Origin of the sequence: Acinetobacter sp. SH20PTE14, from assembly GCF_021391555.1 — a bacterium.
In the GTDB taxonomy this organism is placed as follows: Bacteria; Pseudomonadota; Gammaproteobacteria; order Pseudomonadales; family Moraxellaceae; genus Acinetobacter; species Acinetobacter amyesii.
Genome location: NZ_CP090067.1, coordinates 757,161 through 772,873, shown reverse-complemented (window position 1 = coordinate 772,873; position 15,713 = coordinate 757,161). Strand labels below are relative to the sequence as shown.

General features: G+C 40.6%; 12 protein-coding genes. 5 read left to right on the top strand and 7 right to left on the bottom strand.

The features are described from left to right. Window positions 1-8: 8 nt before the first annotated feature. The 5 genes from nuoF to ndhC all read right to left on the bottom strand — a co-directional run bounded on the left by nuoF (window position 9) and on the right by ndhC (window position 4,968). Window positions 9-1,340: an NADH-quinone oxidoreductase subunit NuoF gene (gene nuoF, locus LXF01_RS03785; protein WP_111884890.1), complete on the bottom strand. Its 1,332-nt coding sequence runs from the start codon at window positions 1,338-1,340 to the stop codon at window positions 9-11. Next, window positions 1,337-1,846, bottom strand: a complete 510-nt coding sequence (gene nuoE, locus LXF01_RS03780; RefSeq protein WP_078191103.1) for an NADH-quinone oxidoreductase subunit NuoE — start codon at window positions 1,844-1,846, stop codon at window positions 1,337-1,339. The genes nuoF and nuoE overlap by 4 nt, the downstream gene beginning before the upstream one ends. A gap of 14 nt (window positions 1,847-1,860) precedes the next feature. Beyond that, window positions 1,861-3,648, bottom strand: coding sequence for an NADH-quinone oxidoreductase subunit C/D (nuoC, locus tag LXF01_RS03775; RefSeq protein ID WP_078192294.1), 1,788 nt, complete (start codon window positions 3,646-3,648; stop codon window positions 1,861-1,863). Between the two features lie 87 nt (window positions 3,649-3,735). Continuing rightward, window positions 3,736-4,413 carry a NuoB/complex I 20 kDa subunit family protein gene (locus LXF01_RS03770; RefSeq protein WP_078191105.1) on the bottom strand — a complete coding sequence of 226 codons (678 nt, stop codon included), beginning with the start codon at window positions 4,411-4,413 and terminating at the stop codon, window positions 3,736-3,738. A 6-nt stretch (window positions 4,414-4,419) separates the two neighbouring features. After that, a complete protein-coding gene (gene ndhC, locus LXF01_RS03765; RefSeq protein WP_078192295.1) occupies window positions 4,420-4,968 on the bottom strand; it encodes an NADH-quinone oxidoreductase subunit A in 549 nt (182 codons plus the stop codon). 557 nt (window positions 4,969-5,525) lie between these two features. On the opposite strand from ndhC, the gene LXF01_RS03760 reads away from it, so the two are divergent. Further along, complete coding sequence (locus tag LXF01_RS03760) at window positions 5,526-5,882, top strand: hypothetical protein (protein ID WP_078192296.1); 357 nt, start codon at window positions 5,526-5,528, stop codon at window positions 5,880-5,882. Between the two features lie 91 nt (window positions 5,883-5,973). Here LXF01_RS03760 and bfmS read toward each other — a convergent pair whose 3' ends face one another. Both bfmS and bfmR read right to left on the bottom strand, forming a co-directional pair. Further along, the gene (gene bfmS / locus LXF01_RS03755) at window positions 5,974-7,635 is read right to left on the bottom strand and encodes a sensor histidine kinase BfmS (RefSeq protein WP_180173132.1); all 1,662 of its coding nucleotides are present in this window, start codon (window positions 7,633-7,635) and stop codon (window positions 5,974-5,976) included. Between the two features lie 44 nt (window positions 7,636-7,679). Further along, on the bottom strand, window positions 7,680-8,396 hold the full coding sequence (gene bfmR, locus LXF01_RS03750; RefSeq protein ID WP_067764711.1) for a response regulator transcription factor BfmR: 717 nt from the start codon (window positions 8,394-8,396) through the stop codon (window positions 7,680-7,682). A 588-nt stretch (window positions 8,397-8,984) separates the two neighbouring features. Here bfmR and LXF01_RS03745 point away from each other — a divergent pair. The 4 genes from LXF01_RS03745 to LXF01_RS03730 all read left to right on the top strand — a co-directional run bounded on the left by LXF01_RS03745 (window position 8,985) and on the right by LXF01_RS03730 (window position 15,690). After that, window positions 8,985-11,816, top strand: coding sequence for a ribonucleoside-diphosphate reductase subunit alpha (locus LXF01_RS03745; protein ID WP_180173133.1), 2,832 nt, complete (start codon window positions 8,985-8,987; stop codon window positions 11,814-11,816). A 710-nt stretch (window positions 11,817-12,526) separates the two neighbouring features. Continuing rightward, window positions 12,527-13,810 (top strand): ribonucleotide-diphosphate reductase subunit beta, encoded by a 1,284-nt coding sequence (locus tag LXF01_RS03740; RefSeq protein WP_078191110.1) that lies wholly within the window; start codon window positions 12,527-12,529, stop codon window positions 13,808-13,810. 64 nt (window positions 13,811-13,874) lie between these two features. Further along, window positions 13,875-14,621: an FRG domain-containing protein gene (locus LXF01_RS03735; RefSeq protein WP_180173134.1), complete on the top strand. Its 747-nt coding sequence runs from the start codon at window positions 13,875-13,877 to the stop codon at window positions 14,619-14,621. Next, window positions 14,608-15,690 (top strand): DUF262 domain-containing protein, encoded by a 1,083-nt coding sequence (locus tag LXF01_RS03730; protein ID WP_180173135.1) that lies wholly within the window; start codon window positions 14,608-14,610, stop codon window positions 15,688-15,690. The genes LXF01_RS03735 and LXF01_RS03730 overlap by 14 nt, the downstream gene beginning before the upstream one ends. Window positions 15,691-15,713: the final 23 nt, after the last annotated feature.

Sequence of the window (15,713 nt, the reverse complement as noted above, 5' to 3'; positions counted from 1 at the left end):
CGAATTCCTTAAGCTTGTTCTACGTTGCTAGTTTGAGCTGCCGCATTTACGACTTTAGCTTCAAATTCGCCACGGAAATGTTTGAGTGCGCCCATTAACGGTTCCATCGCACCTGGTGCGTGGGCACAGAAAGTCTTACCAATCCAAAGCTTACGAGTAAGTTCTTGTAAGTGATCGATATCTTCTTTCTTACCTGTACCGTCTTCCAGTGCTTTAAGCGCTTTAACCGCCCAAGGTAAACCATCACGGCAAGGTGTACACCAACCGCAAGACTCACGCGCAAAGAATTCTTCTAGGTTACGGGTTGCTGAAACCATACATTGAGTTTCATCGACTACCATGAGCAAACACGTACCTAAACGTGAACCTGCTTTCATGATGCTTTCAGCATCCATAGGAAGGTCAATATGTTCAGCAGCAAGGAAGTCTGTAGAAGCACCACCCGGTAACCATGCTTTGAGTTTTAAACCATCACGCATACCACCAGCATGATCTTCAATCACTTCACGCGCAGTTGTACCAAATGGAAGCTCCCAAAGACCTGGGAATTTTACTTTGCCTGAAGCGCCATAAATTTTAGTACCTGGATCTTTCGACTTACCTTCAGATAAACCGATATACCATTCAGGACCACGAAGCATAATTGCGGGTAAGTTGTTGTAAGTCTCTACGTTGTTAACAATCGTAGGACGACCCCAAGCACCTGCAACTTGTGGGAATGGCGGTTTAGTACGAGGGTTCGCACGGCGACCTTCAAGCGAGTTAATCAATGCAGTTTCTTCACCACAGATATAACGACCCGCACCGGTATGCACGTGTAACTCGAAGTTCCAACCTGTACCTAAGATGTTTTCACCCAAGTAACCTTTGGCACGAATTTGGTCCAATGCTTCATTTAAGTATTGAGCCGCTTCGATGTATTCACCACGGATGAAGATATAACCCTGTGTTGCTTCTAATGTATAAGCAGCAATCAACATACCTTCGATCAACTGATGAGGAAGTTTTTCCATCAACAGACGGTCTTTGAAGGTACCAGGTTCCATTTCATCGGCATTACAGATGAGGTAACGAGGGCCTGAGTTATCATTTGGCGCCATAAGCGACCATTTGATCCCTGCAGGGAAGCCCGCACCACCACGACCTTTTACAGTCGCAGCTTTAATCACTTCAAGCACTTCTTTCGGTTGCATGCCAACAGCTTTCTTAAAGCCTGCATACCCTTCAAGTGCTTCGTAATCATCTGCACTGCGAACGTGTTCCTGTTTGCTCAAACGCCAAGTTAATGGGTGAGTTTCTGGGTTACCGTCGCCATAAATTGGTTTTGGTTCAGTATTCATACATACTTCTCCAATAACTGTTTAATTGAAGTCACTTCAACTAGACCGTGAGTGTCTTCGTCAATCATTAACGTCGGACCTTTGTCACAGTTACCTAGGCAGCAAATTGGCAATAAAGTAAAGCGACCATCTGCAGTCGTTTGACCAAATGAAATGCCTAATTCACGCTGGAATGCTTCAGCAAGTGTTTCCGCACCCATCAAGAAACAAGCAATCGAGTCACATAATAAAATTACGTGGCGACCAACTGGTTGACGGTAAATACGGTTATAGAAAGTTGCAACACCTTCTAGGTCTGCAAGGCTCATGCTAAGCAATTGCGCAATAGCATTCATCTGTGCATCATCTACCCAGCCATTACGGCGTTGTACACACTTCAAAGCATCAAGACATGCTGCGCGTGGGTACGGATAGTGACCAATGTGATGTTCGATATCGTGGATTTCTTCCGCAGTTAAAATCCCTTCAACATTCACACGTGGTTTTTTGTCAGTCAAAATCATCATAATGCGATTACCCCTTAGCGATCCACGTCAGCCATTACGACGTCAATTGTCGCTAAATAAATGATTAAGTCAGACATTAAGCTGCCGTTAATCACAGAAGGCATTTGCTGTAAGTGCGTGAAGGTTGGTGTACGGATACGTGTACGGTAACTCATCGTTGACTTGTCTGAAGTCAAGTAGTAGTTCGACGCACCTTTTACCACTTCCGCCATTACAGAGCTTTCGCCTGCTGGCATTACAGGACCCCATGACACGCTCAAGAAGTGCGTAATCAATGTTTCGATGTCTTGTAAAGTTTTATCTTTTGGTGGTGGAACAGCCAGTGGATGGTCTGCTTTGTATGCACCAGAAGGCATGTTGTCTAAACATTGCTTGATGATTTTCAGCGATTCTTCAATTTCACGGAAGTGAACAAGAACACGTGCATAAGCATCGCCTTCGTACTCTAAAGGCACATCAAAGTCGTAGTTTTCGTAGCCGCTATAAGGACGGTATTTACGAACGTCGAAATCAATACCTGTAGCACGTAGACCAGTACCCGTTACACCCCAAGCCAATGCAGATTTAGCATCATACTGAGCAACATTACGGGTACGACCGATAAACACTGAGTTTTTAAGTGCTGCAGTGTAGTACTCGTTCATACGCTTCGGCATCCAATCTAGGATTTCGCGAATGAGGTGCTGCCAGTTGTTTGGCAAGTCGTGCGCTGTACCACCGATGCGGAACCATGCTGGGTGCATACGGTAACCCGTGATCGCTTCGATCGCGTCATAGATTTTTTGACGGTCAGCGAACATATAGAATACTGGGGTCATACCGCCGGCATCCTGAATCGCAGTACCAATGAACAATAAGTGGTTATTGATACGGAACAATTCAGACATCATGACACGGATACATTGTGCACGATCAGGAACGGTAATCCCTGCCATTTGCTCTACGCCAAGAACGTAAGGCATGTTTTGCGCACAACCACCTAAGTAGTCAACACGGTCTGTATACGGGATGAATGAGTGCCATGTTTGACGCTCAGCCATTTTTTCCACGCCACGGTGGTGATAGCCGATGTCAGGAACACAGTCTTTCACTTCTTCGCCGTCCAACTGCAAGATCACACGGAATGCACCGTGCGCAGATGGATGGTTAGGACCCAAGTTTAGGAACATGAAGTCTTCATCATCGTTCCCACGCTTCATACCCCAATCTTCAGGTACGAAACGAAGATGTTCTTGTTCGTAATCCTGTTTCGCTTGGTTTTGGCGATAAGGCGTGTATTCAGTCGCACGTGCAGAATATTCTTTACGTAACGGGTGACCTTCCCAATATGTTGGCAACAAGATACGACGGAGCATTGGATGCCCTTCGAAGTTGATACCAAACATGTCGTAAGCTTCACGTTCGTACCAGTTGGCATTTGGCCAAATGTTGGTTGCCGTTGGAATGTTCAAATCTGACTCATTCAATGCAACTTTAATACGAATATCACTGTTACGCTCAAGCGATAACAGATGATAGAACACAGTGAAGTCAGATGCAGGCAGACCATCGCGGTGTGTACGTAAACGCTCATCAACCGCAGACAAGTCAAACAGCATCACGTATGGACGTGACACCGTACGCAAGAACATTAAAACTTCTTGTACACGTGCGCGCTCAACCCAGACTGTTGGAAAGTCTTCAAAAGTCGTTTGCACGTAGAAGTTCTCACCAAATTTGGTTTTGAGCTCTTCTACAATTGCAAATGCAGGGCGGGAATCAACTGGAGTTGATTCTGGCATAGCAATGTCAGTTTCAGCCATTGGCTTGGCTTCCTATTTAATACAAATTCAGTCAATCAAAACGACAATTACACCCAGTCCGGGTGTATCAATATTTCGTCGTAGTGATTATTTAATTTCATCCATTGAGCGTAAGTTTTTCACTGCAATACGCTGTGCGTTCTTACGGTCACGTTCTGGCATCATCTTTGGCTTATACACTGGCTTAAGATCATCACCAATCACGGCCGATAAAGGACGGCGCTCAAGTTGAATCTGGTCTTGCAATAACATCAATGCCTGAATTAAAGCTTCAGGACGTGGTGGGCAACCCGGGATATACACATCGACAGGGATGATTTTATCCACACCTTGTACAACTGAATAAATGTCGTACATACCACCAGAGTTTGCACATGCGCCCATTGAGATTACCCATTTAGGCTCAAGCATTTGCTCGTACAAACGTTGAATTACAGGCGCCATTTTCATGAAGCATGTACCTGCAACAATCATCAAGTCAGCCTGACGTGGTGAAGCACGAATAACCTCGGCACCGAAACGTGACAAGTCATGCACGCCTGTTAAAGTCGTTGCATACTCTACGTAGCAGCAAGATGTACCAAAGTTGAACGGCCAAACTGAGTTTTTACGACCCCAGTTTACTGCTGTATGTGCAACATCCTCTAAACGAGTCATGAACACATTTTTATTCACTTCTTCTTCAAGCGGATCGGTGACGATTTGACGCTCTTGAAGTGGATATTGATCAGCATCCGGATTCGCACGGGTTAATGTATATTTCATCCCGTCTTACTCCTTGTCAGATGATGCAGTCGGTGACTTAGATTTCACACGACCAGATGATTGCGCTGGAATTTGACCTGTAGGGTCCATAACCAACTCTTCAATAGAGTTAAAGCGTGTGATTTCTGCGATATCCATATTTGGCGAACCAATTTTAGGTTTAATTCCCGCCGCTTTACGCTTGTCAGAAGGTGACCAATTCAAACCACCAGAAGACAATTCATAAACCAAACCAGCAAGTAAAACTAAAATAAAGACTGCTGCAGCTGCAAAACCAACCCACCCAGTTTCACGAACAGAAGATGCCCATGCATAAAGGTAAAGTGCTTCGATATCGAACACCACGAAGAAGATCGCAACTAAATAGAATTTCGCAGACAAGCGAATACGTGCACCACCAGCACCTACTACACCTGACTCAAACTGCTCTTGCTTAGCACGACCCCATGATTTACCCCCAAGGAGTAAAGGGACGGTCAGCATAAAGACGCAAAGGAATGTAACGCCGATCACGAAGGCAATAATTGCCCAATCGTATGGAGTAATGGCACTCATGCGGGGATAACTCCTGGCAGGCCTATTTATTAACAAAGAATGTATGTATTGGCCTTCAAATACACCAAACACAAAATTAATCCCGCCAATTGTACCTGATTGAGGAGGCTTCTTGCTAGCTTATCGATATTCGTCTTTAGGATGATTTTTTAATCATTTCAGCATTTAAATTGGGTTTACTCCCTTAAATTTAGGATTAATCGTTTAATTAGATTAGATCTTATTTTTTTATTAATTATTACATTTATGCGATTTTAACAGAAAATTATGACTGTTCAGTTTCATGAACAAATCCTTCAACTTTTAGCTCATGTATTAAATTTTCATGGCCATATCATTTATTAAATAAATTCCATCTTGTTTCAAATTGTTTGCCTGTTTGATTCCATCTATTAGCTTTGATCTTACCCCTAAAATGAAAAACAAGTTGAATTAGCACAAAGAAAAAAGTCTTTTTTTAGCTTCTTGTGACTTTTTTGCAATTCTTTGACACGACCCACAAAGAGTGTGATATTTGTAGTTAAAACACAAAAAGCAATCACAACGGAGAGACAATAATGACTTTAGAATTTACGCATAAACCTGATTATTTTCTATCTGCACAATTGGTGATTCACCATATTAAAAGCTACTTAGATAAGCATCCTGATGCTCAAAATGCCATTTTTGATTTACGTGATATCTATGAGTTGTTACGACAAGATTTAGCTTCTGCAACAACCAACCTTAACGGAATTATGAATATTGCAGATGAATATAAACTTGAAACTTTAAACGGTGATCAAAAACTTATTAGCAATTATTCTATCGATGCTAAAAACAACTCCTTACTCATCGATTTTAATGCAGATGCTCTTGCCGCATTAAAAAATGGCAAACCTATTATTGAACCCGATGCAACAATTACGGAATAAGTAGAAAACTGATATCAAAAAGCCATTCAAATTGAATGGCTTTTATACTTATCATTCACTAAAATCAGCTCAGCTACATATCTAAGCTTACTTAATTTTCATTGGTACTCGACTCTTTAATATCTAACTTCGGTTTATTTTTCTTAAAACGAGTTGCAGGCCATGTCATGGTGAAACGCGCTCCACCTAATATTGGACTTTCATCAATATCAATAGTCCCGCCAAACCAATATGCAATGCGACTAACAATCGATAAGCCTAAACCATAGCCCCCTGAGGCACGAGTGCGACTATCATCTAAACGTGCAAAAGCATCAAAGATACGTTTACGATCTTCTTCTGGAATGCCGGGGCCATCATCTTCAACACAGATATAAGCCATACCTTCATCATTCACACCACCACTAATCAGCACTTTATCGTCACAATATCGCACTGCATTCCCCACCAAGTTTTGTACAACACGGTGTAAATAGCGACGCTCGGTTTCCACAACCACTCCAATTGGTGGTGCTTGCAATTCCAAGGTTTTCCCAGTCTTTAAGGCTTCAGTTTCAATCAGGACCTGATCTAAAACTTCAAACAAGCTAACATCTTCAAATTCTAAAGATGGCATGCCCTGTTCGAGTTTGGCATAAGTCATGATTTCATCAATTAAAGTATTTAGAGCCTCAATATCTTTATCAATCTGTTCAACTTGTTGCTGCCGGTAATCATAATCATCTTCATCCGCCATCATTTCTACACCAAAGCGAATACGTGCCACGGGTGTCCGCAGTTCATGCGATACCGCGCGCATCAACTCACGCTGTGCTTCAATTAAACGCTCAATATGATCTGACATGGAGTTATAGCTCGATGCTAAAGTACCAAACTCATCCGTGCTTTCGACAGGCAGACGTACAGATAAGTCCCCGCCCTTCATTTTATTTAACGCATAATTTACAGCACGCAGCTTACGTTGCATCGGCACCAATAGACCATAAACACCCAAGCTCAAGACAAACAAGCTCAGTAGCGTAATACCCGCTGCCAACTGGAAAGGCATCCAATTAAATAATGGTACCGGCCCCATGACCAAGACTTCTGAAGTTGAGCTTGGAATTGGTGATACGATCGAAATAGTTGTGCCGCGCTCTGTTGCACTATCACGATACAAAATAATACTGTGATCTAAGCGTAGTCGACCGATTTGCTCAGAGTCTAAAGGCAAACTTTGAACATTTTGAATTGAAATTGGATAAGAAAAATGATGTTGGATTTTTTCAAGATATTGTTTTTCTTGACCTGGGTAATACACCAAATAATCCAGTATAAATACAGGCAATGCTTTCATTTGGCGTTCTGAAATATTATCGGCTTTTATATACAGTAGATGTGCAGGGTCATCTTTTAAGCCAATAATAATATAAGCTGCTGTGGTTTGTGCGTCCCAACGCACTACAGCTTTACGCTCTTCTATACGTTTTGTTTCCGCTCGGGTTAAATCAACCTGATTAGCTTTTACATAATAAATAGGCAACTCAAGTAGATCGGATGCATCTGACACCCAATCTGACTTTTGTTGTTCATTTGGCTGACGTGCAATACCTTCACTTATAATGAAAGCCAAACCGTCAGTAAGCGATTCACGATATTCTTGCGCGCGCTGGTAGTTAATGATTTGCACCAGCAAATAGCCAAATGTAGCGACTAAAAAGACTAAAATCAGTAGCCCCGCATAAACGCGCAAAAATATACTGTGTTTAAACACGTAAAAGTGTCCTACTTTTCCAAACTAAGGGACGGTATTTTACATTAAATGCCGTTGGTTTCTTTTACGAATAAATAACCTTTACTACGTACGGTCTTAATACGTTTCGGATTTTCTGGATCATCGCCAATTTTTGGACGAATACGCGAGATACGCACGTCAATTGAACGATCTTGACCATCGTATTCAATACCACGCAGACGCTCAAAAATATCTTCACGAGAAAGAATGCGACCCGCATTAGATGCCAACAACCATAAAAGGTCATATTCTGCACTGGTAAAGTCAACCAACTCATTATTGAGTGTGACAGAACGACCACCATTATCAATTACAAGATCATCAAATTCGATGCGCTGTGCAACCTCATCTTCTGGTGCTTTGTCTGTACGACGTAATAATGCACGAATACGCGCAAGTAAAACGCGAGGTTGAACAGGTTTTGCAACATAATCATCTGCACCCATTTCTAGACCCAACACTTGGTCCATGTCTTCGGTACGTGCAGTCAACATTAAAATTGGTTGATGGTAGTGTGGACGAACTTCACGACAAATGGTTAAACCATCTGCACCCGGAAGCATCACGTCGAGTAATACCATATCTGGTTGTTCAGCGATAATACGGCGAATCGCACGATTACCGTCTGGTTCTACCCCAACTTCAAGTCCGTTACGGATTAAGTATTCTTGAGTTAAACGAGCAAGACGCTCATCATCTTCAACAATTAAAATTTTAGGTAACTTTTCTTCTTGGCTCATTGATTGCCCCTTATTTGATTGGGCGTATCCTATTTGAAATCCGATAGATACGCTTAAACATAGTTTGCAATATACACACGTTTACATTGTAAACAAGATGGCATTCACCAAACTGATACATCAATATCGTATTTTGTAATAAAATTTAACCTGCTACATTTTTGCAGCCGTATTTACCAATCATTTCCATGCCCTATTGCTCACAATACCAACAATTATAAATTTGGATACATTTTCATCGAATAAAAACTGACTGATTAATTCACAACTTTTTAGGCTTTCTGAAGTTATCCACAATGTTATCTATAAGCACTCTTTTTCGACTTTGCTATGCTATGCCCTTGTCGGATAAGGCATATATAACAAAGATAAAAAATAGGGATTTTTTGAGATGGATTTCTGCCAGAAAAGTTCAAAGCATTTAGTAAAATGTCAATATTGATATACCCTGAATTTTCCCGTATCTTGTGTTCAATAAATTTTTAAACCACTAGGTCTTGTGTTTAAACCTCAAACACTGTGGCATAAAAATTGCCCAGTTCAAACGGTCCTAACATAAAAATAGATGACAAATGGAGCTATGCTAGCATGAGCGTAACGAATTCAACCCCTGGTCAAATTCAGGTGATTAAACGCACCGGTGACGTTGCACCTTTTGATGCAGAAAAAATCTCTGTGGCGATTGGTAAAGCGTTCTTGGCCGTTGAAGGCCAGCAAAGCGCTGACTCCAGCCGTATTCATGACCGTATCTCTCAATTAACTGAGATGGTATTGAATACCTTTAACCGTCGTTTACCTTCTGGCGGTACCATTCATATTGAAGAAATTCAGGATCAGGTTGAACTTGCGCTTATGCGTACAGGTGAGCAAAAAGTTGCTCGCTCTTACGTGATTTACCGCGAACAACGTGCCGAAGCTCGTAAACAAACTGGTGCTCACCACCACCCTACTTTACAAGTGACAGGTTCAAACGGTCAGCTTAAACCGCTTGATCTTGGCGCACTTGAGGCAAATATTGTTAAAGCAGCTGAAGGTTTAGAAGGCATCGATGTTCGAGCGATTATCGATGAGACTGTAAAAAACCTTTATAACGGCGTAAAAGAGTCAGACATCTCAACGACCATGATGATGGCAACTCGTACACGTATCGAACAAGAACCAAACTATACATACGTGACTGCGCGTTTATTGCGTAACGACCTTGTTGCTACAGGGTTAGAGTTCTTAGGTTTAGATAGTGACACGAATGAAGGCGACGCTTTAGAAACTTTCTTGAAGAAAGGTATCGAGCTTGATCTTCTTTCTCCAGAACTACTTAACTTTGACCTTGCAAAATTGGCTGCTGCGATTCAACCAGAACGCTCAAACCAATTTACTTATTTAGGTCTACAAACCTTATTTGACCGTTACTTCATCCACTCAGATGGCGTACGTTTCGAATTACCACAATTATTCTTCATGCGTGTTTCAATGGGTCTTTCATTGAACGAAGCAAACCGTGAAGAACGTGCAATCGAATTCTATAACTTATTGTCTAGCTTCGATTACATGGCGTCTACGCCTACTCTATTTAACTCTGGTACTTTACGTCCACAGTTATCTAGCTGTTACTTAACAACGATTTCAGATGACCTTTACAACATTTATGGCGCAATGCGTGATAACGCAATGTTGTCTAAATGGGCAGGTGGTTTAGGTAATGACTGGACACCAGTTCGTGCGCTTAACTCGTACATCAAAGGTACAAATGGTAAGTCACAAGGTGTTGTACCGTTCCTTAAAGTTGCCAACGATACTGCTGTTGCAGTCAACCAAGGTGGTAAACGTAAAGGTGCAGTATGTGCATACCTTGAAACTTGGCACTTGGACATCGAAGAATTCCTAGAGCTTCGTAAGAACACGGGTGATGACCGTCGTCGTACACACGACATGAACACAGCGAACTGGGTTCCTGATTTGTTTATGCAACGTGTATTCGAAGATGCTGAATGGACTCTGTTCACACCATCTGAAACACCTGATTTGCATGACCTAACAGGTGCAGAATTTGCTGAACGCTATGCTTACTATGAAGGCATTGCGAAAGAAACCAACATGCTACATAAGAAAGTCCGTGCGAAAGACTTATGGCGCAAAATGTTGTCTATGTTGTTTGAAACTGGTCACCCTTGGATCACATTCAAAGACGTATGTAACTTACGTTCACCACAACAACACGTTGGTGTAGTTCACTCTTCTAACTTGTGTACAGAAATTACGCTGAACACGAACGAAGATGAAATCGCAGTATGTAACTTAGGTTCAATCAACCTTGTACAACACGTGCAAGGCGGTGTGTTAGATCGTGAAAAGCTTGCTCGTACAGTTAAAACTGCTGTTCGAATGCTCGATAACGTGATTGACATCAACTACTACGCTGTTCCTCAAGCACGCAACTCGAACTTGAAACACCGTCCAGTGGGTATGGGTATCATGGGCTTCCAAGATGCTTTATACGAAATGAAATTGGCTTATGGTTCTGATGCTGCGGTTGAGTTCGCTGATGAATCTATGGAAGTGATTTCTTACTACGCGATTCAAACATCTAGCGACTTGGCAGTTGAACGTGGTACTTACGAGACATTTAAAGGTTCACTTTGGGATCAAGGTATCTTGCCAATTGACTCTTTAGATATCGTACAAAAAGCTCGTCCTGACCGTATGTTCGAAGTTGACCGTACAACACGTTTGGACTGGGATACTTTACGTACTAAAGTTCAAAAAGACGGTATGCGCAACTCAAACGTGATGGCAATTGCACCGACTGCAACCATTTCGAACATTTGTGGCGTATCACAGTCAATCGAACCAACTTTCCAAAACTTGTATGTGAAATCTAACCTTTCTGGTGAATTCACAGTGATCAACCCGTACCTAGTACGTGCGTTAAAAGATCGCGGTCTTTGGGATTCTGTAATGGTCAACGACCTGAAACACTTCGAAGGTTCGGTTCAAAAAATTGCACGTATTCCTGAAGAGCTTAAAGCAATCTTCGCCACTGCCTTTGAAGTTGAGCCACGTTGGATTGTTGATGCTGCATCACGTCGTCAAAAATGGATCGACCAAGCTCAGTCTCTTAACCTTTACATCTCTGGTGCAAACGGTAAGAAACTTGATATGACGTACAAAATGGCATGGTTACGTGGTCTAAAAACCACTTACTACCTACGTGCATTGGGTGCGACTTCTGCTGAGAAATCAACCATTAACACAGGTGCGTTAAATGCAGTTAAACCTGCAACTGTAGCAGCTCCTGTTGCCGCGGTCGCAGCACCTGAAGCAAAACCAGAAGTTCCTGCAGAGGAAGACGGTTTTGCAAATGCAGCGCCAGTGCCACAAGCATGTTCAATTGATAATCCTGATTGTGAGGCTTGTCAGTAAGTTAACCCATTTAGGAATCAACCGAGATTTTCTCATTATTGCGGTATTAGCAATGGTTGATTCTTATGAGTGGTTAGCATAAGAACTCACTTTATTGCTAATTCGTTATGATTGATTCCCTTAGAGGAAAAGAACATGTCGAAAGAGCTGAAAAAATTTAAGAAGAAAGCTCGCATTGTGCGTAAGCAAACTCAGAAATTCTGTATGCAATGCCTTCTTCCCTGTTCCTTGGTTGTATTCATTTATGCAAACCAACCAAAAGAGCAAAATATTTAAAATTTTAAGCCAACTACTCAGGTAGCTGCTTAATACAATCCCCCTAAATCCCCCTTTTCCAAAGGGGGACTTCCGTGAAAACAAAATAATTCACGGAAATCCCCTCCTTTATTAAAGGAGGGGTTTGGGGAGGATTTAATATTTAACAATCAAGGACACCACCATGCCACATATGACACATAACTATCAGTTAGGGCTTATCGCTTTGGTGGTTTCCTTTATTTTGACTTTTTATGTCCCGATCGCCTATTTCTGGTTTAAGGCATATAAATCGCGTAATCAAAATAAGTAGTGGGGATATTTGCTCTACCGAACACTTTTAGAGCAGTGATCGACAAAACTTAATTTTGCTTACACAAATTGAGCGTATAGTAGGACATCTCAGCGACGCTGGATGTCTATAAAAGATATAAAGCAACGAAGAGAGAACTGTTATGTCTATCCTAAGTTGGGACGATTTCGAAGATGATGAACCGAAACAAGCTGCACAAGCTCACCAGCCTGCGCCCGTCGAACCGCAAAAAACGACTGATTCGCAAGTGGTATCTAATGCACAGCACTCATCGCCGAATTTGGCAGCTGCACAACCCGCTCGAACCAGTACAAATCGACCAACAGATCCAACCGATCCGTTGGCAAGAGCATCTAACGCTCTAGAAAATCTAGACGTTGCACCGGGCTTAGAAGAGCTAGAAATGGGTGCTCAGCGTGTTCAAGTTGACGATAAAGCGATGATCAACTGCCGCGCTGACTTAAACCAACTTGTACCGTTCAAATACGAATGGGCTTGGCAAAAATATCTAGACGGTTGTGCAAACCACTGGATGCCGCAAGAAGTGAACATGAACCATGACATCGCACTTTGGAAGTCTGAAAATGGCTTAACCGAAGATGAGCGTACCATTGTTATGCGTTCTTTAGGTTTCTTCTCCACTGCGGATTCTTTGGTTGCAAACAATTTGGTTCTTGCAATCTACCGTCACATCACAAACCCTGAATGCCGTCAGTACATCTTACGTCAATCATTTGAAGAAGCGATTCACACGCACGCTTACCAATACTGTATCGAATCTTTAGGCATGGACGAAGGCGAAGTCTTCAATATGTACCGTGAAATTCCTTCAGTGGCTCGTAAAGCAGCTTGGGGTCTGAAATATACACAATCTTTAAGTGATCCTACGTTCAAAACAGGTACACCTGAAAACGACCAAATCTTGCTTCGCAACTTGATCGCGTTCTACTGCGTACTTGAAGGTATCTTCTTCTACTGTGGTTTCAGCCAAATCTTGTCTATGGGTCGTCGTAACAAGATGAATGGTGTTGCTGAGCAATTCCAATACATCTTACGTGATGAATCTATGCACTTGAACTTTGGTATCGACATGATCAACCAAATCAAGATCGAAAACCCTCACCTATGGACTGCTGAGTTCCAAGAAGAAATCATTCAAATGATTCTTGAAGGTACAATGCTTGAAATCGAATATGCTCGTGACACTATGCCACGCGGTGTATTGGGTATGAATGCAGGCATGATGGAAGAATACTTGAAGTTCATCTGTAACCGTCGTTTAAGCCAATTGGGCTTGCCTGAACAATTTGCTGGTGTGAATAACCCATTCCAGTGGATGTCAGAAATGATGGACTTACGTAAAGAGAAGAACTTCTTTGAAACTCGCGTAACAGACTATCAAACTGGTGGTGCGTTAAGCTGGTAATAATAAATTTGGAGAACTTTTTAGTTCTCCTTTTTTAACACTTATAATTAATGGCGAATCTTACATGCCTCAAGAATATTCAATAGAATCAATAGAGCAACTTATTGCAGTATTAGAAAATTTTAAAGATCAGGATATTAAATGGTATCGAGGACAAGCTGATAAAAATTGGAAATTAACTCCAAACTTGCTAAGAAGAAAAGCTACAACTTCAGAAAAAACCATTGTAAATCGATTTATGCAAAATGCATCAATGTTATTAGGAAACAAACCCACGTCATACTTTGATTGGCTTTTCCTAATGCAACATTATGGAGTTCCAACACGTTTGCTTGATTGGAGTGAAAGCCCATTAGTTGCATTATATTTTGCAGTTTCAAATGAATTAGACTCTGATGGAGCTTTATGGATATTAGATCCAATCAAATTAAATGCTTTAGCAAATGTAAAAAGAGATGGTGAACTAGACTTTATTCCATCATTTGAAGACAAATATCTTACAACATTTACTTTTCAATCAATGGAAGAAGCTCCTCACATTGAAATGAGACCATTAGCAACTATAGCAACACGCAATAATGTAAGAATTCAAGCTCAACAAGGGGTATTTACCATTCATCAGTTAGACAAAACCCCTATAGATGAACTATATAGCGGCCAACATGTTACAAAAATTAATATTACAAAAGAATCAAAAAAGAAAATTTCAGATGATTTAAAACTCTTAGGTTTCAGTAGTTTTCAACTTTTTCCAGAACTAGCAAGTATCGGTGAATTAGTAAGTGGAGCAATCAAATATGAATTACATTGAGACTCATGATTTAAAAAACTCTACTATTATGAAAATTTTCGCTAATCGAAAAAAAATTCGATTAGACCCACCTTATCAAAGAGCTGGAGATGTATGGAATTTAGCAAAAAAACAACTCCTTATTGACTCTTTACTCAATGATTTTGATTTACCTAAAATTTATTTTCATAGCTACACAAGAAACCAAAATGAAGAGCCTTTCAGCCATTCAGTAATTGATGGAAGACAAAGACTTGAGGCTATCTGGGACTTCATTGAGGGAAAGTTTACATTAGCTGAAGATTTTTCATATTTAAGAGATCCCAAAATTAAACTAGCTAGCTTAGGTTATAAAGATATAGCATCCGAATTCATTGATATAAGAATTGACTTCGATTCGATAATTTTACCGATTATAGAAGTTATAACGGATGATATTGACCTAATTGAAGAAATGTTTTCTAGATTGAATGATGGTGAACCATTAAATGCAGCTGAAAAAAGAAATGCATTTAGTGGTGCAGTTACTAAATCAATAAGACGATTAATTAGTCATGATTTTTTTAGTGAAAAAGTTAAATTTCAAAATTTAAGATATAAGCATCAAGATATTGCTGCGAAGGTATTATTTACAGAGTTTAGCCTCAATAAAAATAATAAACTTGTTGATACAAAGAAAATCTATTTGGATAAGTTTGTTCAAGAAAATGCTGATAATTCTGAATTAATCGTAGTAATTACAAAAGATGTGGAGAACGTACTCAATCAAATGAGTCAAGTATTTCTAAATAAAGATGAACTATTAAGAGCACAAGGTAATATAGTTTTATATTACTTAATTTTTAGAAATGCAATCTATCAAAATAAATTAGAAAATGTTACGCGATTAAAATTTATTGAATGGAAACAACTGCTTCAGAAAAATAAAGCTTTAGCTGAAAGCTACAATAATATAGAAACTGATAAAAATGAAATTTCATTTGATCTTTTAGAATTCAATAGATTGAGTCAACAAGGTACTAACGATGCATCAAATATACGAGAAAGGCTAAGACTACTCTCAAATTATTTTTGTATTGAGTATCAATAAAAAAATCCCGCTCGAATAGCGGG